Annotated in this window: 20 protein-coding genes and 1 riboswitch; of the genes, 2 read left to right on the top strand and 18 right to left on the bottom strand. The window is 31.6% G+C overall.

The genetic code is table 11. The features are described 5' to 3' along the window. Window positions 1–9 precede the first annotated feature (9 nt). From HYI43_06735 to HYI43_06675, 13 genes are all read right to left on the bottom strand, one after another. On the bottom strand, window positions 10–1254 hold the full coding sequence (locus tag HYI43_06735; GenBank protein UDI78251.1) for a tetratricopeptide repeat protein: 1245 nt from the start codon (window positions 1252–1254) through the stop codon (window positions 10–12). A gap of 6 nt (window positions 1255–1260) precedes the next feature. Further along, window positions 1261–2559, bottom strand: coding sequence for a 3-phosphoshikimate 1-carboxyvinyltransferase (aroA, locus tag HYI43_06730; protein ID UDI78250.1), 1299 nt, complete (start codon window positions 2557–2559; stop codon window positions 1261–1263). 10 nt (window positions 2560–2569) lie between these two features. Further along, on the bottom strand, window positions 2570–3634 hold the full coding sequence (locus tag HYI43_06725) for a 3-dehydroquinate synthase (protein UDI78249.1): 1065 nt from the start codon (window positions 3632–3634) through the stop codon (window positions 2570–2572). 34 nt (window positions 3635–3668) lie between these two features. Continuing rightward, window positions 3669–4835, bottom strand: coding sequence for a chorismate synthase (aroC, locus tag HYI43_06720; protein ID UDI78248.1), 1167 nt, complete (start codon window positions 4833–4835; stop codon window positions 3669–3671). A gap of 260 nt (window positions 4836–5095) precedes the next feature. Next, window positions 5096–5545: a nucleoside-diphosphate kinase gene (gene ndk / locus HYI43_06715; protein ID UDI78247.1), complete on the bottom strand. Its 450-nt coding sequence runs from the start codon at window positions 5543–5545 to the stop codon at window positions 5096–5098. 133 nt (window positions 5546–5678) lie between these two features. Further along, window positions 5679–6635, bottom strand: coding sequence for a polyprenyl synthetase family protein (locus HYI43_06710; GenBank protein ID UDI78246.1), 957 nt, complete (start codon window positions 6633–6635; stop codon window positions 5679–5681). Window positions 6636–6647: 12 nt separating this feature from the next. Beyond that, window positions 6648–7367, bottom strand: a complete 720-nt coding sequence (locus HYI43_06705; protein ID UDI78245.1) for a demethylmenaquinone methyltransferase — start codon at window positions 7365–7367, stop codon at window positions 6648–6650. An 18-nt stretch (window positions 7368–7385) separates the two neighbouring features. Then, entirely contained in the window at window positions 7386–7946 is a 561-nt protein-coding gene (locus tag HYI43_06700; protein ID UDI78244.1) for a heptaprenyl pyrophosphate synthase subunit A, read from the bottom strand. A gap of 211 nt (window positions 7947–8157) precedes the next feature. Then, a complete protein-coding gene (locus HYI43_06695; protein UDI78243.1) occupies window positions 8158–8430 on the bottom strand; it encodes an HU family DNA-binding protein in 273 nt (90 codons plus the stop codon). Between the two features lie 168 nt (window positions 8431–8598). Then, window positions 8599–9597, bottom strand: coding sequence for an NAD(P)H-dependent glycerol-3-phosphate dehydrogenase (locus HYI43_06690; protein UDI78242.1), 999 nt, complete (start codon window positions 9595–9597; stop codon window positions 8599–8601). A gap of 15 nt (window positions 9598–9612) precedes the next feature. Further along, window positions 9613–10923, bottom strand: coding sequence for a ribosome biogenesis GTPase Der (gene der / locus HYI43_06685; protein ID UDI78241.1), 1311 nt, complete (start codon window positions 10921–10923; stop codon window positions 9613–9615). 256 nt (window positions 10924–11179) lie between these two features. Continuing rightward, window positions 11180–12358 carry a 30S ribosomal protein S1 gene (gene rpsA, locus HYI43_06680; GenBank protein UDI78240.1) on the bottom strand — a complete coding sequence of 393 codons (1179 nt, stop codon included), beginning with the start codon at window positions 12356–12358 and terminating at the stop codon, window positions 11180–11182. 307 nt (window positions 12359–12665) lie between these two features. Continuing rightward, window positions 12666–13322: a (d)CMP kinase gene (locus tag HYI43_06675; GenBank protein ID UDI78239.1), complete on the bottom strand. Its 657-nt coding sequence runs from the start codon at window positions 13320–13322 to the stop codon at window positions 12666–12668. Window positions 13323–13399: 77 nt separating this feature from the next. Here HYI43_06675 and HYI43_06670 point away from each other — a divergent pair, with 77 nt between their 5' ends. Next, window positions 13400–14374 carry an asparaginase gene (locus HYI43_06670; protein UDI78238.1) on the top strand — a complete coding sequence of 325 codons (975 nt, stop codon included), beginning with the start codon at window positions 13400–13402 and terminating at the stop codon, window positions 14372–14374. A 234-nt stretch (window positions 14375–14608) separates the two neighbouring features. Here HYI43_06670 and ypdA read toward each other — a convergent pair whose 3' ends face one another. From ypdA to HYI43_06650, 4 genes are all read right to left on the bottom strand, one after another. Continuing rightward, entirely contained in the window at window positions 14609–15595 is a 987-nt protein-coding gene (gene ypdA, locus HYI43_06665; GenBank protein ID UDI78237.1) for a YpdA family putative bacillithiol disulfide reductase, read from the bottom strand. 166 nt (window positions 15596–15761) lie between these two features. Next, window positions 15762–17786 (bottom strand): LysM peptidoglycan-binding domain-containing protein, encoded by a 2025-nt coding sequence (locus HYI43_06660; GenBank protein UDI78236.1) that lies wholly within the window; start codon window positions 17784–17786, stop codon window positions 15762–15764. A 142-nt stretch (window positions 17787–17928) separates the two neighbouring features. Further along, window positions 17929–19308, bottom strand: a complete 1380-nt coding sequence (locus HYI43_06655; protein ID UDI78235.1) for an ATP-dependent DNA helicase RecQ — start codon at window positions 19306–19308, stop codon at window positions 17929–17931. Further along, on the bottom strand, window positions 19301–20254 hold the full coding sequence (locus HYI43_06650) for a helix-turn-helix domain-containing protein (GenBank protein ID UDI78234.1): 954 nt from the start codon (window positions 20252–20254) through the stop codon (window positions 19301–19303). Before HYI43_06650 ends, HYI43_06655 begins: the two co-directional genes overlap by 8 nt. 109 nt (window positions 20255–20363) lie before the next feature. Here HYI43_06650 and HYI43_06645 point away from each other — a divergent pair, with 109 nt between their 5' ends. Next, on the top strand, window positions 20364–20612 hold the full coding sequence (locus tag HYI43_06645) for a ferredoxin (protein ID UDI78233.1): 249 nt from the start codon (window positions 20364–20366) through the stop codon (window positions 20610–20612). A gap of 65 nt (window positions 20613–20677) precedes the next feature. Here the strand turns inward: HYI43_06645 and HYI43_06640 are convergent, their stop codons facing one another. Then, on the bottom strand, window positions 20678–21229 hold the full coding sequence (locus HYI43_06640; GenBank protein UDI78232.1) for an ECF transporter S component: 552 nt from the start codon (window positions 21227–21229) through the stop codon (window positions 20678–20680). A gap of 64 nt (window positions 21230–21293) precedes the next feature. Continuing rightward, window positions 21294–21422, bottom strand: a riboswitch (FMN riboswitch). Window positions 21423–21530 lie beyond the last annotated feature (108 nt).

Raw genomic sequence — 21530 nt, 5'->3', positions numbered from 1 at the left:
TCACCTACTTTAATAATCCATGCGATTTGCTTCTTCTTGCCAAGTGTCGTTACTTGGATCTATCTCTATTAATTCATTAAGAATTGATTTAGCTTGTTCTTTATATCCGATTTCAATTAGATAGAAATAATAGTCACTTAAGAAAGCACTTTGCGTTTTCATAGTTGGATAAGCTAATTCATAGAAATGTTGTGCTTCTTTATCACGCTCTTCTTGTCCAAATGCATATGCTAAGTGCCACATAAATACGGGGTCTAAATCTTCTTCGTCTACATATGATAGTAATGAAATAATTGCTTCAAAGTCTTCTTCATTACGGAATAAATCACTTAAAATAAGAAGCGGTTCATGGTAGGCATTATCTACTTCAAGCGCTTGTTTTAATAAGGATACACCTTCATTTGCATCACCATGTTCTATTTCTAAACTTCCAGTGGAAACCATTAATTCTTTATAAAATTGATTGAGTCGTAATCCTTCTTTACCTGTTTCTATTGCATCAGGATAGTTCTTTTCATTCTCGTATAGTGATTGCAAATATAAATAACCTTGAATGAAATCAGGGTCTTTTGATAACAAGCTAGTCATAATTTTAATAGCTTCTTGTGTAATATCATTTTTCTCATATGCGATTGCTTTTTTGAAAAAGTCTTCTGATGTCATTTCATCTTCATTAATTTCATCATAGAGGTTGATGGCATCACTGTAGTTACCACTTTGTAATGCACAATCAGCCATTCTAGCGAATAAATTAATGCCATTTACTTCATATTCACCAGTATCTAATACGACTTCATATTCACGAGTAGCACGTAAGTATTGTCCATCAAAGTATAACAACTCGGCTAAAGCAAAATGAATAATTGGATCATTTGGCTCTAATTCACGTGCTTCAGTAAGTTTATCAATCGCAACTTCTGTCATGTTGATTTGTTGATACAAATCAGCTTCTAGCATTAATTTTTCAGTTGATAGTTCAACTTGACTTAAATATTCTAATGCTTCATCAGTTTGATTTTCTGCCATAAGACCTTCAATAAAGTAGATTAATAGTTCACTTTCATCAGGATATTTATGATATAGGGTTCTGAACACTTCTAGTCCTTGAGGCGTTAAACCAAAGTTATATAAAGTTTCTCCTAATATAAATAAGGCATCATCATTATTAGAACCCAATGCTTCATTTACACGTGTATCTAAATTATCTAGTTTTTGAAGATTGATATCATCTATTAATTTATAGATATCTTCCATAGTGTATTATCCCTCATTTTCTAAAAGTTTTAATTTAGGCAAGAAACCAGGGAACGATACATTAACTGCATCAAATTGTCGAATTGTTAAAGGCTCACTACTTAAAAGTGACGCAATAGCAAGCATCATACCTATGCGATGATCTGTCAAACTATCAACTGTAGCTGCCATTTTAAATTCAGAAGGGCGAATAATTAGACCATCGGCAGTTGGTTGTAAATCAAAGCCTAATAAACCTAACATATCCGCAGTTGTATCAATTCGGTTTGTTTCTTTTACTTTCAGTTCTTCTGCATCTTTAATGATACTTGTACCAATAGCTTGCGTACATAATAATGCTATAATAGGTAGCTCGTCAATGGCTCTAGGAACAACGTCACCTTCGATATGAACAGGCTTTAAGTTAGGTGTATAACGTACGCGAATAGATGCAGTCGGTTCAGATGTTTGAGTAACATTTAGTAGCTCAATGTTACCTCCCATTTGTTCAACGATTTCTATAATACCTGAACGGGTCGGGTTTATGCCAACATTATGAATTGTAATATCACTTCCAGGTGTTATCAAGGCTGCAACAATAAAGAATGCAGCTGAAGATATATCTCCTGGTACGTTGAAATCATTCGCTTTAATATTTTGGATTGCATTTGATGAAGTCTTAATGACTTTTCCAGAAACCTCGATAGGAATATGATAATGTTCAAACATTGTCTCTGTGTGATTTCTACTAACATCAATTTCAGTTATTGTTGAAGTTTCTTTTGAAAATAGACTTGCAAACAAGATTGCACTTTTCACTTGTGCGCTGGCAACTTCCATTTGATAATCGATACCTTGTATTGAAGCGGGATTAATAATCAAAGGCGTGAAATTATGATCAATTCCTTCAATGTCTGCCCCCATTAATGATAAAGGCTTTAATACTCTATCCATAGGACGTTTACCTATTGAAGCATCACCTGATAATACACATTTAATGCCTAATCCACTAAGTAATCCTGCTAGTAAACGCGTAGTCGTCCCTGAATTACCCGTATATAAAGTTTGATGTGGTGTTTTAAAATTTTGATAACCAGGAGAATTAATCATAATTTTTTCATCTTCGATAGAAATTTCAACACCTAATAATTTAAAAATTTCTATCGTACGTTGGCAATCCTCACCTAATAGAGGTTTATAAATAATTGATTTACCTATAGCTAATGACGAGAGCATTATAGCTCTATGCGTCATCGATTTATCACCTGGAACTTCAATTTCTCCTTTTAATGGACCATGAATATCTATAATTTGTTCATTCGTCACGATTTTACACCTACTTTATTAAGCTCTTAAGTTCATTAAAAGCGTTTATTAAAATACTTTTTTCGACATGTTGAACAAGCGGTTTGCCTAAATCCTCAAGTAACACCATTTGAATGCCTTCTCCGTTATTCTTCTTGTCTGTCAGCATGTATTCATACATATCATTAAATTGCAATTGATGAATAATATCCAATGGATAATGAAGTTGCTTCGCATAATTAACGTAATGTTCTACATCGAATTGTGAATTAAACAACTTATTTGCAACAATAAATTGATAAATCATACCTATCATAATAGCGTGGCCATGTGGAATTTTATATTTATATTCGATAGCATGTCCAAACGTATGACCTAAATTTAAATATTTTCGCATATTAAGTTCTTTTTCATCTTTAACTATTATATCGAGCTTTGTTTTAATTCCTTTAAAGATAAATTGATCTATATCTTCTAATGATTGTAATTTTTCTTTTGTTGAAAAGTGTTTTTCAATATCTTCTACTGCTACTTGACCTGTCAGTAAGGCATGTTTATAAACTTCAGCGTAGCCACTCAAAACTTCATCATACGGTAATGTGTATAAGAAATCTAAATCATATATAACAGCTTTCGGTCTATGAAATGCGCCAATTAAGTTTTTACCATGACTAGAATTAATACCTACTTTACCACCTACACTTGAATCATGAGCGAGTATAGTAGTAGGTACTTGAATAAAATCCACACCTCTTAATAGTGTTGCAGCCAAAAATCCAGTGAAATCTCCAGTAGCACCACCACCAATTGCAACGAGGCACGTGTTACGTGTTAAATGATATGATAATAAATGCTCTAAAGTTTCTTGATACTGTACGAAAGTTTTCATTCTTTCGCCAGCTGGTACAGTTAACTTATACGTATTTGCAGTTTTTAATAAAGGTTCAAATTTATCTTTGAAATTGAAATAAACGTATTCATCAATGACTAAAAAAACTTTATCGTATTCTTGAATATAATCAAATAGTTCATCAAATGCTTGATGTTCAACAATAATTGGATAATTATTACTTTGGTATGTGGTTTGTAATTGCATATCAAAGCACCTCTTTTCTTACTTTAAATGAAAATCAAAATTCAATATTGAGTCTTCTGCGTTCTGCAATTTGTTCCTTAAGTTGATCAATATGATTTGATTGGAATTCTTCCAACAATGCTTTAGCAACTTCAAACGACACAACGTGTTCACACACAATACTTGCAGCTGGTACAGCACAACTGTCAGAACGTTCAATTGTCGCTTTGAAATCTTCTTTAGTATTTATATCTACTGAATTTAATGGTTTATATAATGTCGGTATAGGTTTCATAACACCATTCACTACAATTGGCATACCATTTGTCATACCACCTTCAAAGCCACCTAGATGATTTGAACCTCTATAGTATCCTCTTTCTGAATCGTATAAGATTTCATCTTGAATTTCACTGCCTGGCTTTTCAGCTGCTTTAAATCCTTCGCCGAAACTTACACCTTTAAAAGCATTAATACTAACTACACCTTGAGCAATTCGACCATCTAGTTTACGGTCATATTGAACATAACTACCAACTGCTACCGGCATATTTTCTACCATTACTTGTACGACGCCACCAATAGAGTCGCCTTCTTTTTTTGCTTCGTCAATTTTATCTCTCATTTTTTGTGCAATTGATTCATCAATTACACGAACATCATTTTTATCAATATTTTGCTTAAATATCTCTGGGTCATACAAGCTTTTATCTTTAACTCCACCAATTTCAACAACACGGCTATATATTTGTATATCTAATTGTTTTAGAAGAATTTTAGCAACTGCACCTACCGCTACACGAGCAGCAGTTTCTCTAGCTGATGAACGTTCTAGAACATTTCTTAAATCTCGATGATTGTATTTCATTCCGCCAACTAAATCAGCATGACCAGGACGTGGTTTTGTAATTGTACGTTTCATACTGTCTCTTTCTTCATCACTAATAGGTGCTATCCCCATAATATTTCTCCAATGTGTAAAATCATCGTTTTTTACTACAATAGTAATTGGGCTACCAAGTGTATAACCATTTCTCACACCAGATACGATTTCAACAGCATCCTTTTCAATTTGCATTCTTCGTCCTCTGCCATAACCGCCTTGTCTTTTGAACATTTCGGTATTAATATCTTCTGCTTTAATTTCTAAATTAGCAGGTACACCTTCAATAATTACAGTTAATTGAGGGCCATGTGATTCCCCAGATGTTAGATATCTCATGAGCATAAGCTCCTTTCCCTTTACTACGTTAAATTGTGATATGTGTATCATATCATATTCAACGTTGTAACTTAACTAGTTAAAAAGGTATTCAGACGTTTAATTGAATATTCAAACAAATGTTGGCCGTTCACTTCTTATTTTTAATAAAAAATAGAACGCTATCCAATAATACAAATTGTAGTTGTTAGCGTATATCTAACACAACCATTGTATTACGAAAAGCGTCCTGAAAATTATTTAATATTTATATGAAAAATTTATTCGTATAACCAAGTATCTCTTGTAGCTATATAATCGCTTAATTCGTCTTCTTTAAACCAAAGACCAATTTCTCTTTGTGCAGATTCAACTGAATCAGAACCGTGAATAACATTTCTTCCTACAGTTAAACCTAAATCACCTCTAATTGAACCAGGTGTAGCTTCAGAAGGATTAGTTTTACCGATGATATGTCGTGAAACATCTACTGCATCTTCACCTTCAACAACCATTGCAAATACTGGTGCAGAAGTAATGAATGAAATTAATTTACCATAGAATGGTTTATCTGTATGCTCTGCATAATGTTCTTCTGCTAATGATTGAGGTACTGTCATTAATTTAGCACCTACTAGTTTTAATCCTTTACGTTCAATTCTTGAAATAATTTCTCCAATTAAATTACGTTGTACAGCGTCTGGTTTAATCATTAAAAATGTTCTTTCCATAATTTAATATCCCCCTGTTTCATAAGTCCGACATTGTGAACTTAGATATGTATAAACATGTTATTTAATAGCTTAAAACCTGCTACTATTTAATAGTAACAGGTTGATAAAGCGCTTTCAATATTTTTTCATATTAAACATTTCGGGAACCCATTTTCTTAATTAATTTAATAAACAGATTCTGAGCATTAGGCTCTTCTAATTGATCTATAAGCGTTAATGCTTTATCCAAATACTTATCACTAATTGCTTTAGCTTCATTTATACTTTGAGAATTTTTGATATGTGCGATAAATGGTTCAAATTCTTTAGTACTAGAATGATGATTAAGTTTAGAAATTTGTTGTTTAAATGTACGATCTTTTCTCATTTCAAGTAAAACTGGAAGTGTAATGTGCCCATTCATCAAGTCACTACCAACAGGTTTACCTAGTTTCTTTTCAGTGCTAGTAAAATCCAATATATCATCAACAATTTGGAAACTCATACCAATGTAATGTCCAATCATTTTAAGTTTGCGCACAGTAGTATCATCAGCTTCAGACGTAATAGCACCAACTTCAGTACCTAATTGAATCAATAAAGCAGTTTTACGATTAATACGTCTTAAGTAATTTGTAATCGTTTGGTTACTGTTAAATTGATCTTGAAATTGGAATAACTCCCCTCGACATACATCTACTATTGAATTTGAAATGATATGATGAATTCGATTATCACGTATTTCGGATAAATGTTGTAACCCTAAAGCAAGTAAGAAATTCCCAGTTAAGATAGCAGTTGTAACGTCCCATTTTTTTACGATAGTTAAACGACCTCGACGTTTATCACTTTTATCAATGACATCATCATGAACAAGTGTAGCCATATGAATTAATTCTAAAGCTACGGCTACACGATAAGTATCTTCAGTATTTTTTTGTGGACCAAATTGACTACTGAGTATGACAAAAGCTGGTCTTACTCTTTTACCACCAGAAGAAAGTAAATGAAAGGTCGCCTCACGCATTACTGTATCACTACTTTGAATAGCTTGTTGTAGGCGTTTTTCTACATTTTTAATTTCATTATTCATGTTTAACTTTGCCACGTTAATCACCTTTTATTTAGTAGAACTTTTTTGTTTATAGCCTAGATGCATTGCAGCAACGCCACCTGTAAAGCTACGAATTTTGATTTTATTAAATCCAGCTTGTTCAAATAATCGTTTTAATTTTTCTTTATCAGGAAAATTAAACGTAGATTGTTGTAACCATTCATACTCTTCTTTAGATTTTGCAAATAATTTACCGAAAATAGGCATCACAAATTTAAAATATAATTTATAAACTTGTTTGAAGACTGGCATAGTAGGTTGACTTGTTTCTAAACATACTACCATGCCACCTGGTTTAAGCACACGATTCATTTCTTTAAGTGCTACAAGGTAATCTGGTACATTACGTAGTCCAAAACCAATTGTCACATAATCAAATGAATTATCTTCAAATGGTAAATTCATAGCATCTCCATGAACTAAATTAATATTATTCATATGTTTCGTTTTTTCTTTTCCAACTTCAAGCATATTCTCACTAAAGTCTAATCCCGTAACTTCACCGTGCGCACCCACAGTTTTACTTAAAGCAATCGTCCAATCAGCAGTACCGCAACAAACATCAAGTGCTTTACTTCCCACTTTAACATGCATATCTTTCATCACATGTTTGCGCCATACTTTATGTTGTTCAAAGCTAATGATGTTATTTAAACGATCATATTTTTTTGAAATATTTTGAAAGACTGTATGAACTTGTTCTTTCTTTGCATTATTATCAGCCATTATAATTACCTCTACTTTTTATATATAACTTTGTTTAATTTCTTGTAAAAATTGATAGCCATCATTCTCATTATAATTTTTTAAATAAGATGGATAATATGATTCCACATTACTAAAAAGTTGTTTGAAAATAGCTGCTTCTGAAATAGTTTGGCTACTGAAATGAGACAATGTAATATATGGGAATATTGTTTCAATTTCAATGACCATTTTATAAATATCATTTACTTCTGAAGCGTGATGATGTAATGAAGATTTTAATTCATTTGATTTAACTATAGCTTTACTCATTGCTAATTGAAAAGCAGGATCATTAATATTAGCTAGTAATGTATAAAAATGAGCACTCAATAAATCTCCAATCAATATTGACTTCTTTGATAATTTATTATGTGAAATTTCATCAAGATGTTTCATTGAAGTATCGATAGTGAGGCAAGCAAGTTTAGCATTCTCAGGAATATCATAACTATCTAATAAATCACTTAGGTGAGTGTTGATATCAATTGTTTCATAGTCATTAATTCCCTTAAGCCTTTGATTGATTTGTCTATTTAATATGCTTAATGTTCTTTCCATGTTTACACCTCACGTTATTATCACTATACATCTTAACATTATATGAATAAAAATAAAATATAGTGATTTCCGTGATGAGCATTTGAATTATTGTTTAATTAAAACGTATGCATGTTTGCTTTGATTATTCAAATCCTATATATAAATGAATAATGCATAAAATTATCATATGTATAATAAAAAAAGCCCTGTATAGGGCTTTTTAAGTAAATTATTTAACAGCATCTTTTAATGCTTTACCAGCTTTAAATGCTGGAACTTTACTTGCAGGAATTTCGATTTCTTTACCTGTTTGAGGGTTACGTCCTTTACGAGCAGCACGTTCACGTACCTCAAAGTTTCCGAAACCAATTAATTGAACTTTTTCACCTTTAGAAAGTGAGTTTTGAATTGATTCGAAAACAGCATCTACAGCTGAACCAGCTTCTTTTTTAGTTAAGTCAGCTTGTTCTGCAACTGCATTAATTAAGTCAGTTTTATTCATTACGAGTTCACCTCCAGATGAATGATAATGATATCTTTATATCATTATGCTATGACTTTAACACAATGATTAATGTTACCGCAATGATTTATACACTCAAAACACTGAAATATCAGTATTTTATACTTAAAATTGCGAAAATTTTTCGATAAAGTGTAAATTTATACTTTATTCAGCTTTTTTATCGCGCCCCATTAAATCTTTAACACTATCTTTAACAGGTTTATCTTCAAATAAAACTTTGTACAATGCATTTGTAATTGGCATATCTACATGTTGTTCTTTTGCTAAATGATAGACTGAATTAGTTGTATTAATTCCTTCGACAACCATATTCATTTCATTTAATGCTTCTTCAGTAGTTTGGCCTTTTCCTAATTTATAGCCTAAAGTGAAATTACGAGAATGAGTAGAAGTACAAGTAACAATTAAGTCACCAATACCCCCTAGACCTAGGAAAGTCATAGGATCTGCACCTAATTTTTCTCCTAATCTACTTATTTCAGCTAAGCCACGTGTCATTAGTGCAGCTTTAGCATTATCACCGTATCCCATTCCAGCTACGATACCACTAGCAACAGCTATTATGTTTTTTAAAGCACCGCCTAGTTCAACACCAACTAAATCGTTATTTGTATACACACGTAAATAATCATTCATAAATAAATCTTGAATAAGTGCGCTTACCTTTTCATCTTTAGACGATGCCGCAACTGTTGTAGGTTGTTTAATCACAACTTCTTCAGCATGACTTGGGCCTGATAAGACACCAATACCGCCATTATGTGCTTCAGAAATAGAATCCTCTATCATTTCAGATACACGTTTGAAAGTTTCGTTTTCAATACCTTTAGCTACATGAATGAAAGTCTTTTTAGAATTAATCATAGAGTCAATTTGACTTGTTACTTCACGCATAGCTTTAGTTGGCAATGCCATTAAATAAACATCAGTAAAATCAACAGCCTCTTGTAAATTACTCGTTGCTTTAATACTACTATCTAATTTTGCATCTTTTAAATAACGTTTATTTTGATGATGTTCATTTAATTCTTTGACGCTTTCTTCATTTTTGCCCCACATTAAAACGGTGTGACCATTTTCAGCTAAAACATTAGATAACGCGGTACCAAAGCTTCCCATACCAAATACAGTTATTTTAGTCATATTCTAATCTCCTTTTTAATTTCTTCTTCTTGGAATGATATGAATAGGCGTTCCTTCAAATCCAAATGCATGTCGAATTTGGTTTTCAAGATATCGTTTATAAGAAAAATGCATCAAGTCAACGTCATTTACGAAAACAACAAATGTAGGAGGTTCAATAGCAACTTGAGTTGTATAGAATACATTTAAACGACGACCCTTATCTGTAGGTGTTGGATTCATTGAAATGGCATCAGTTACTACTTCATTTAGAGTAGAACTTTGCACACGTTTTTTATGATTTTCACTAGCTTCATTAATATATGGGAATAATGTACGTAATCGAGTACCTTCCTTAGCTGAAACAAACGCAATTTGTGCGTAATCTAAAAATTGGAATTCATTTCTTACGTCATCTGCGAATTTTTTCATTGTATTACTGTCTTTATCGACAGTGTCCCATTTATTAACCACTATTACAATTGCTTTACCTTCTTCATGTGCGTAACCAGCTACGCGTTTATCTTGTTCAATAATGCCTTCTTCTGCATCAATAACAATTAATACAACATTTGAACGCTCAATAGCTTTAAGTGCACGTAAAACAGAATATTTCTCAGTTGATTCATATACTTTACCTTTTTTTCTCATACCAGCTGTGTCGATTAATACATAATCTTGACCGTCATAACTATATTCTGTGTCAATCGCATCTCTGGTTGTACCGGCAACATTGGACACAATAACGCGTTCTTCTCCTAAGATAGCGTTAACTAGACTAGATTTACCTACATTAGGACGGCCAATAATTGATAAGCGAATCGTATCGTCATCATATGGATCTTCTACATCTTCTTTAAAGTGTTTTACAACTTCATCTAACAAATCCCCTAAACCCAGTCCATGAGAACCAGAAATTGGGTATGGATCTCCAAATCCTAATGAATAGAAGTCATAAATATCTCCGCGCATTTCAGGATTATCGACTTTATTTACAGCTAGAACTACAGGTTTTTTTGATTTGTATAACATTTGAGCAACCATTTCATCACTTTGAGTTAAGCCTTCTCGTACATTAACCATAAATATAATGACATCTGCTTCGTCTATAGCAATTTCAGCTTGTGCTCTAATTTGTGTTTGAAAAGGTGCGTCTCCTATTTCAATTCCACCAGTATCAATAATGTTGAATTCATGTGTTAACCATTCGCCTGATGAATAAATTCTGTCACGTGTAACACCTGGCGTATCCTCAACAATAGAGACACGTTCACCTACTACTCTATTAAAAATTGTAGATTTTCCAACATTAGGCCTACCTACAATTGCTACAATAGGTTTCGTCATAAGCTAACTTCCTCTCTTTCTAAAATCTATATAATTTTATCATATGACCTAACGATTTAAAACAAAGTATATATTTATACGTAGATATTTAAATAAATTAAGCACATTTTATAATAATTCTTTGATTAACTGAAAACAAATTATGTATAATCAATTACCATCTATTTAATAAGTATAAATAAAATTTTTGAATAACAAAAATAAAAGGTTGAGACAATCTATGTCTCAACCTATAACTTTGAAGAATCAATGTTAATTAAAATTTTAAGTTTTTAAATTTATCTCCGAAAACATCACCAAGTGTAGGATTATCTTCATCATTATCATTACTTAAGTAAGATTGAGTTGTTGCATCATCGCTCTCAATTACATTTTCATTTGGTAATGTTGCTTTAATTGATAAAGAAATTCTTTCATTATCTTCATCAATGCCTAAAATTTTAACACTGACTTGTTGTCCTGGTTCAAGTTTTTCACTAGGTGTACCAATATGTTCATGTGCAATTTCAGAAATATGAACTAAGCCTTGAACACCAGGGGCAATTTCTACAAAAGCACCGAAGTTTGCTAGACGTACTACTTTACCTTCAATTACATCATTTTCATGGAATTGTCCTTTAATACTTTCAAATGGAGTTGGTAAAGTGTCTTTAATTGATAATGAGATACGTTCAGTATCTTTATCTACAGATTTAACTTTCACATCTACTTCTTGACCCACTGAAACTACATCTTCAGGAGAGTTAACGTGTTCATGTGAAAGCTCAGAAACGTGAACTAATCCATCAACGCCACCAATATCGATAAACGCACCGAAGTTAGTTAAACGAGCTACTTTACCTTTGATGACATCGCCTTCATTAAGAGATTCTAATAATGAAGCTTTTTTAACATCATTTTCAGCTTGTTCTACTGCTTTACGGCTTAAAATGACTCTATTATTTTCAGGATCTAATTCTTCGACTTTAATACGAATGGTTTGTCCATCAAATACAGAGAAATCTTCAATGAAATCTGTTGAAATTAGAGAAGCTGGTACGAAACCACGTTGACCAACGTCTACCACTAAGCCACCTTTAACTACTTCAGTAACTTTTGCTTCAATTACTTCTTCATTATCAAGCTTTTCTTGTAAATATTCATATGATTTTTCAGTTTCAAGTTGACGTTTAGATAAAATATAAGCACCAGAGTCATTTTCTTCATCAATTTCGATTTTAGTGACGTAAGCTTCTATTTCATCACCTTGTTTTACCACTTCATTAGGGTTCTCGATATGATGAGTTGACAATTGGCTAATTGGGATAATTCCATTAAATTTACCACCATTAATATGAACTACGACTTGTTTATCCTCAACTTGTTGAACTTCACCAGTGACTTTGTCACCTTCTTTAATATCATTAATCATTGATTCATTGAATTCTTCAGTCATCTTGTTTGCCTCCTTATACACTACATAACTATAACATCTTACAAACTGACATAATTGTCAAGAAATTCCCCTTTAGTTTCATAAGTTCTTAAAAAAATTATCAATTCTTAAAAATATTTAATATTAAACTAGCAGTATTTTAAATTAAAAATTTATAAATTTTGATGAACGTTGGGAAATCTTATAAGATTTTAAAAGTGATTGATTATTTACACTTACAATTATATAGAACAAAAAAAGCTATTTAAAATATTTCGCACTTTTAATCAATTGCAAAGCAAAATATAATAAATAGCTAAAATAGATATTATAAATTATTTACTAAATTTAAAATTTCATCTGTCACTTCTTCAATTGTTTTACTTGTCGTGTCAACAGTGATTGCATCATCAGCTTTTCTTAATGGTGAAATTTCACGATTCATATCATAATGATCTCTTTCTTCAATTTCATTTTTTAATTGAGATAAAGACGATGGAATGCCTTTACTCTCATTTTCTTTTTGACGTCTTTCAGCTCTTTCTTCCACAGAAGCTATCATATAAACTTTTAATTCAGCATCTGGTAATACAACAGTGCCGATATCTCTCCCGTCCATTACAATTCCCTTTTTAGCAGCTAAATCTTTTTGCTTTTCAACAGCAAAAGTACGAACAGGCTCTTTAGATGCGACATATGATACATTTTGAGTTACATCATTTTCACGTAAAAAATCTGTCACATCATGATTATCTAAAATAATGCGTTGCCCTTTATTCGTATCATAAGTTAATTCTAGAGAAGTATTATCAACGAGTTGTTTAAAATCTTCTGGACGATTTAGTTTTAAATATTTATAAGTAATCGCACGATACATTGCTCCAGTATCAACATAAATCATTGATAATTTACTAGCTACTTGTCTTGCAATCGTGCTTTTTCCTGCTGCGGCAGGACCGTCCAAAGCGATATTAATTGAGTCCATATTATTATTACCCTTCCTTGTTGTTTTATTTGTATTATTTTATCATAAATATGTAATTTAAAAATAGGAGGAATCTAATGAAGAAACTTTTGATCATACATACTGGTGGAACTATTAGTATGTCACAAAATCAATTAAGTCAGGTCGTTACGAATGAGGTTAATCCTATATCTTTACATAAAGATATCATAAGTCAATATGCTGTAGTTGATGAAATTCATCCATTTAACGTACCTTCCCCTCATATGACTATACAACATGTTTTGGAAATTAAAAATATTATTACTCAATCAATTAAAGATTATCATTATGATGGCTACGTTATAACACATGGAACAGATACTTTAGAAGAAACTGCATATTTATTAGATTTATTGTTAGATTTAGATTTACCAGTTGTTATTACAGGAGCGATGCGATCATCGAATGAGATAGGATCAGACGGACTATATAATTTTATTTCTGCTATAAGAGTAGCTTCATCAACTGAAGCACATGATAATGGCGTAATGGTCGTATTTAATGATGAAATACATACAGCTAAAAATGTTACAAAAACACATACTTCCAATATCAATACGTTTCAAAGTCCCAATCAAGGACCATTAGGAATCTTAACAAAGAATAATGTACAGTTTTATAATCATCCATATAAGCAAACTTCTTATAATTGGGTTAATAATGAGTTGAATGTTCCATTAATTAAAGCGTATATGGGGATTCAAAGTGACATATTTAATTTTTATGCGAATCAGAACGTGGATGGAATTGTGATAGAAGCTTTAGGACAAGGTAATTTACCGCCTAGTTGTTTGGAAGGAATAAATGCCTGCTTAAGCTTGAATATTCCTATTGTGCTCGTTTCACGCTCATTTAATGGTATTGTCAGTCCTGTCTATGCATATGAAGGTGGTGGCTATAATCTAGCAAATAAGGGTCTGATTTTTTCAAATGGTCTCAATGGGCCTAAAGCGCGATTAAAACTACTTGTAGGACTCAGTAATGAGTTAATTGGAGAAAGTTTGAAGGACTTTTTTGAAAAACAATATTGATGACGCTATTTCTTTAGAAAAATAGAGTTGTAAATTTGCATATTTATATATTAAATCTGCAGATAAAAAAAGAGGTTGGAAACTAAAGCATTTGAATATCCTAGGATACTCTATTAGTACCTCCCAGAAGTAAAATTTTCGATAAAGTTCCTAAAATAGGTGAATCAGTTTTACTCGTTTTGGGATACTACTTAAATCCTAAATGCCTTTTAATTCCTACCTCATTTATTTTTATTAACTTTCTAAAGGTGTTTGTTTTTTACTGAGAATGCTTTGTGTAATGATACCGCCATGGTATTTACCATTTTCAATAAAAATAGCGTTGTTATCATTACCGGCAGCTATTACTCCTGCTATATAGCAATTTTCAACATTAGTTTCAAAGGTTTCTTTATTATGAACAGGTGCAGTTCCAAATTCATTTGTATTAATTTCAATACCAATGGATTTAAGGAAATCATAATCAGGATGATAACCAATCATTGCGAAAACATGGTCGTTAGGAATTTCTATCATTTTGCCATTTTTTTCGTAAATGACACTGTTCTCAGTAATTTCAAGAACATTTGCATTAAATTCCATTTTAATTTTTTCATGATTTACGAGTGATTCGAAATTTGGTAATATCCATGGTTTAATGGCTGCAGAGTATCGGTCACCTCTGTATAAGACTGTGACATTTGCACCTGCTTTTTCTAATTCTAATGCTGCATCGACAGCTGAATTTTTACCGCCTATTACAGTAACATCTAGGTTGAAATAAGGATGTGCTTCTTTAAAGTAATGTTGTACTTTAGATAATTCTGCTCCTTTAACTTCTAATTCATTATGTTGTCCATAATAACCAGTTGCGACTGTTAAAAATTTACATTCATAGACATCCTTAGTTGTGGTAATTGTAAATTTGTTATCAATTTTTTTAACAGTAAGTACTTCTTCAAAAGCATGAACATTTAAGTTATGATGTTTCACTACTTCTCTATAATAAACCAAGGCTTGATTACGTCTGGGTTTACTTTCTTCTACAATAAATGGAATATCTCCAATACTCAACTTATCACTAGATGAAAAGAAGGTTTGATGTGTTGGATATTTATAGATTGCATCCACTACATTGCCTTTTTCAATTACTAGAGTTTCAATTCCTTTTTTCTTCTGCTCAATAGCAGCACTTAAACCGCATGGGCCTCCGCCGATAATAATACTTTCTATGCTTTTCATGTCATTGGCCTCCTTTAATCACCCATATATTATAGCAGTTCGTCCTTTAATTCTAAATAGAATAGCATTTTAATTTAAGATAATAATTAAATTAAGCATTGCTGTCTATAAATTAAAATAAGACTGAAACATAAATGTTTCAGTCTTAAATCTTACAACTAAATGATTATTTTGGAATTACTAATTTTTGACCATTAGTAATATTGTTGCTAGATAATCCATTAGCTTGTTTTAATTTATTAACGTTTTCTACAGTACCTTCACCATAATATTGAATAGCAATTCTATACAAGTTTTCATTTCCTGAAACTACATGTGTTTGTTGTCCAGAAGTTGAATTGTTTGATTGATTACTATTATTTTGTGAATTACCGTTTGTGCCTTGTGAATTAGAGTTGTCACTACTACTAGCACTATTTGAAGAGCTAGTAGAATTATTATCTGATGCATTTGAATTGTTTTTAGAAGAATCTGAAGTTGCATTATTATCAGATGAATTACTATTAGCGTCGCTTGAAGCACTATTAGATGAACTATTATCACTATTGGCTTTGTCGCTTGAATTATCTTTTGAAGATTTATCTTTATCACTATCGCTGCTAGATGCTTTGTCTTTATTGCTACTATCTGAAGCTTTATCTTTATCTTTGTTGCTATCTTTATTTGCAGTTTGTTCAGTCTTATCTTTGCTAGCCTGGTTATTATCTTTATGGTCATTATTTAAGTACATACCAATAAAGATTGCTAATGCAGCTAAAATTAATAATAAAGCAATTAAAGGAAGTAGAATTCCAGCTAAACCACGTTTCTTTTTACCATTATGAGCTTGGAAACCATCATTATCATCATTACGATTATGTCTATTATTATGGTCATTGTGATGATTGTCGTTATGATCGTTTGAATGGTTCTTTTTATGTTTAGAAGCAGCAACGCCAGCGGCACCAGCAGCACCAGCTACGCCAGCACCAACAGCGGCTTTCTTGCCTTTGCTTCCTTTTTTATGGTCACGGTTATCATCATGATGATTATCTTCATCTCGAAGTTTATTTGTATCATTATCATATTTATCATCATGATTTCTATCGCCATCATGATGATGTGAACGATTTTTGTTATGTTTAGAGGCAGCAACGCCAGCGGCACCGGCAGCACCAGCTACGCCAGCACCAGCAGCGGCTTTCTTACCTTTGCTTCCTTTTTTATGATCATCTCTAGAATGATTTTCTTCACTATTATAATCTTCATCATGTTTATGACGATGATTGTCATTGTAATCTTCATCATCATGATGCTTATCATCACGATATTTGTTATCACGATTTCTATCGTCATTACGTTTTTTATTATGTTTAGAAGCAGCAACGCCAGCGGCACCAGCAGCACCTGCTAAACCAGCGCCAGCTGCAGACTTTTTACCTTTATTTCCTGAATGATGTTCATCTCTTGAAGGATTATCATCATTATTATAATCTTTGTCACGATTATTATGATTTAAATCTTTATCATTGTAATTTTCATCATCGCGATAATCCTCTTGAGGACGATTGTTTCTACTATCATCTAATCTATTTTTTCTATTAACTTTTCCTCTTCTTCGAGCACCACTTGCACCAGCAACACCTGCTAATCCAGCACCTGCAGCTTCTTTCTTACCAATTGAATCGTTATCTTTTTCATTAACATATTCATTATCACGATTGTTATAATTTCTAGAATCATCATCATGGTCACGGTGACGTCGATCATCTTCATTTAAATCATTATTATCATACTCATCTTCATCATAATGATGATTCGCTCTATTATTGTTATTAGAACGCAACGCATCATATTCATTGTTGTCTTGAGATGAGGTTCTATTATTTGGATAATCATGATTATTATCTAAATGATCATCATTTTGATTATGTACTTTATCAAAAGATTTTTCATCATAGCGATCATCTAATGAGCCAACATCATTAGAATCTCTTTCTGGGTCATTAAATTTTCTGTTTTTATTTGTTGCTTGATTACGTCTTCTTTGACGTCTTTGTGCATTTCTAGGTGGGAATTGTTGATCTGATTGTTTTTCAACATTTTCTGTGTTTTCATCAGAATGGTCGGTTGTTTGTTCGAATTTATCATCAGAGTCAATTGACTGACGATTCTTTTCAAAGTCATCTCTAAAATTATTAGACACGCTCATCATCCTTTCTTAATCCAATATTTTTATATCACATACTATATACCCCAGAGAGCGTTGAATATGTATCATTTTTAATATTTCTTTTAAAACATGAACTATTTTAATTATATCCTCAAAATTTTAATTAAGTAAAGAAAAGTAACTATGCTTTAAATAAATTATTTAATTTTTCATTATAAGTTAATTTACGTTTTACTTTTTTTCTGTTTACTATTTTTAAAGGTTTTAAATCAGAGTCAATGTCGCAACACTGTGCTTGCTTTTCAGGAATTTCACCGAAAAATTCCAACAAATAACTTCTTCGACATTGATCTAAATGTGTGTAACCTAGAATTCGTTGATAACCTAATTTCTTTCGAATCATAGAAGTTTTAAATATGTTTTTAAGTTGTTGTACTGAGTATTTCTTATTTAGGATATCTAAGATATCTTGCTTTTGTGGCGGTAAAAACGCACCTAATTCATAAGCATCTATATCCTCTGTAATGATTGCATCATTAAATAAAAGTGTTTCGAGAATAAAACTATCATCAGGTTGATATAAACTAATTGCTTGACTAGGCTTTCCATCCCTTCCTGCACGTCCTATTTCTTGAAGGTAATTTGAGGGGCTAGTTGGTAAATGAAAATGAATTACGGTTCGAATATCTTTTTTATTCACTCCCATTCCAAAAGCGCTAGTTGCAACAATTACCGGTATGAAGTTATTGATAAATTGGTGTTGAACTGTATGTCGCTCTTGATAAGATAAATCACCATGGTATATACCTGTTAGATAACCATGTTGATAAATGATTTTAGCTAATTCTAAACATATTTTTTTAGATGAAACATAAATAATCGTAGGACCAGAATAATCTAAAAAATGAAGTAACCATTTTATTTTAGCGTCATCATCAGAAAAATTAATATGTGAAAAAGAAATGTTTTCACGGTTCATAGTTGTTTTAATTGATTCCAATTTTACTGAGAGTATGAATGACAAATCGCTTTCAAGATGTGGAGGTGCCGTAGCAGTTAAAGCTAAAATTGTTGCACGCTTAAAATGTTTTGTGACTTCTCCAATTAATGCATAATGGGGTCTAAAATCGTATCCCCATTCAGATAAGCAATGTGCTTCATCTAAAACAACTAAACCAAAATTAATATATCGAATCAGTTTGAAATTTTGTGGTTGCAAAATAAATTCTGGACTTAAAAATATAAAGCGACTACTAGATAATAACTTAATATTTTTTTGCTTTTCATTTTCATCCATGCCTGAATGAATACATGAAACGAACTTTTCACCTTGAGATTTTAACTGCATAACTTGATCATCCATCAAAGAAATTAACGGTGAAATAATTAAAGTAGGTTGCTGTTTAATATATGTTGGAAGTTGATAACACAGACTTTTACCACTTCCAGTAGGCAAAATTCCTAAAGTATGAGTATTATTTAAAACACTCTCAATAATCTCTTTTTGTCCAGGATTAAATGAAGTGTAACCAAACCATTTATTTAATTTTTCTTCAAGCAAATAAATCACCTCTCTCAACTCCAACGATGATTAATTTAATTTGGAAATAAGTCAATTCTTCAAATTGGTTCTTATAATTTTTTAAACGTTGCCCTCTTTGATTACAATAATATGTTACAAAATTACGTATTAGCGTTTCATCAATATAGTTTTGATAGTTTGAGTAATAACCTTTGATAAATAATTCTAGAACATGATCTTCAATTGTATTTATTTTTACATTCTGAATGACGGAAACTTCATCCATTGATAAGCCTTGCTCTAATTGATGAAACGTTGTAGCTGTTTTGTTTAATAATGATGGTAGTATCATTGTGTCTGATAATAATGGAAATTTTTCTTTTTGCTCAAGTGCAAACATCATCTCTACTAAATTATTAAGTTCAAAAATATATAAATCAGATACCGAAACGTTTTCTATCATGCTAATCTGTTGTCTCGTATACATTGGTTCTTCAAAACCTTGTAAGTAGTAATGTAAGAAACAACGTCCCTCACATTTATCAGAAATGATTTCAAATAAGTTTATAAGCTCTTTCTTTAAATCTTCAAGCCTATTGTTATTTATTATATTTAAATATAGCTTTTTAGCTTTTATATGTACATTACTATGTTGGGATACTGGTATAAAGTCTAAGTGACTATTTAAATAATGAGTGATAGTTTGAACGAGTAGCTGAATACAATTAAATGTATTTTGTAAACTATCATAAGTCACTCTTGGATGAACTTTTATTTGGATAGTTTGTCCCACATCGGGTTCTATATATCGCTCGAAAGACGGATATTTTAATTTAGGTAAACTATGATATAATGATAAAAGTTGTTGGGAACATGCATCAAAGAAAGTTTGATGTGATTTTTTTCCACTTAAAATATTATATATACTTTTATTGGTTTTATAATCAAAAGCATGACTTGATGCGTAATTGATAATTGAATGCATTGATGAATCCTCGCTTTATAGAACTAATAAAATACAAATAAAATTTATCGATGTCTTAGTTAACATTTGTTATACTAGTGTAGCATTTTTATCAAAGGAGGCGAAGAAATTGGCAAAGTATACAATCGTTGATATGGATACATGTATTGCTTGTGGCGCTTGCGGTGCTGCAGCACCAGACATTTATGATTATGACGACGAAGGTATTGCTTTCGTAATCCTTGATGATAATCAAGGTACTGCTGAAGTACCAGAAGAATTATATGAAGATATGGAAGATGCACTCGAAGGTTGTCCTACAGATTCAATTAAAATTGAAGAAGAACCATTTGACGGTGATGCATTAAAATTTGAATAAATTTAATCATAAAACTGGTTAGCACCTCTTACTGTAGACAAAATACTTCAGTAAGAGGTGCTAATTTATTTAAGTATATTTTTTAATCGTTTGTATAAAAGGATAAAGATAACTGAAATGATAATGCCTTTAATGATATTAAAAGGTATAATTCCAGAAAGAATGATTACTTTCAAGTTGTTAAATACATCACCTAAATTAAATATCATGCCATATAAAGGTAATAAAACAAAATAATTCAGTATGCTTAGTATAATCGTCATCACAATTGTACCAATAGCAAGACCTATGATAAGTTGGCGATTAGAACTTGAATGATTCGTACGACGTTTGGCTACATAATAAGCAGATAATAAAAAACTTATTCCTGCTAAGAAATTAGCTACAGGACCTACTGGGTCACTCATATTGAATAAAAAGTTCAGTATATTTTTAATAAGTGCAACAATTATTCCTGCTACTGGACCTAGTATAAATGTAGCTAATAATGTTGGCACATCACTGAAATCTAGTGTTAAGTATGGTGGTAAAAATGGTAGCGGAAATTTAATGAAAGTTAAGATAAACGCTACAGCACTTAACATACTAATTGTGATAAGACGTTTGTTTTGTTGCATATTAAATTTTCTCCTTCCATTCATCTTACTTAGAATAGGAGATTATTTTGCACAACAAAAAAACCTCCATCTTCTCCCATCCAGACTATACTGTCGGCTTCAGATTTACACTGAATCAGCCACTTCAAATTGAAGCGGGTCGCAGGCTTAATTTACTGCCGGTTGGGAATCACACCCTACCCCGAAGATGAATTTCTTTAATTTTTAATTTAATTTTAATATTACATTAAGCAACATATATATGCAATAGCGTTGCTCATTCACTAAAAAAACGCTCTAATGAATGAGTATTTCATCAATC

It is taken from the genome of Staphylococcus taiwanensis (genome assembly GCA_020544305.1).
GTDB classification, from domain to species: domain Bacteria; phylum Bacillota; class Bacilli; order Staphylococcales; family Staphylococcaceae; genus Staphylococcus; species Staphylococcus taiwanensis.
This window is presented reverse-complemented; position numbering and strand designations above follow the sequence as displayed.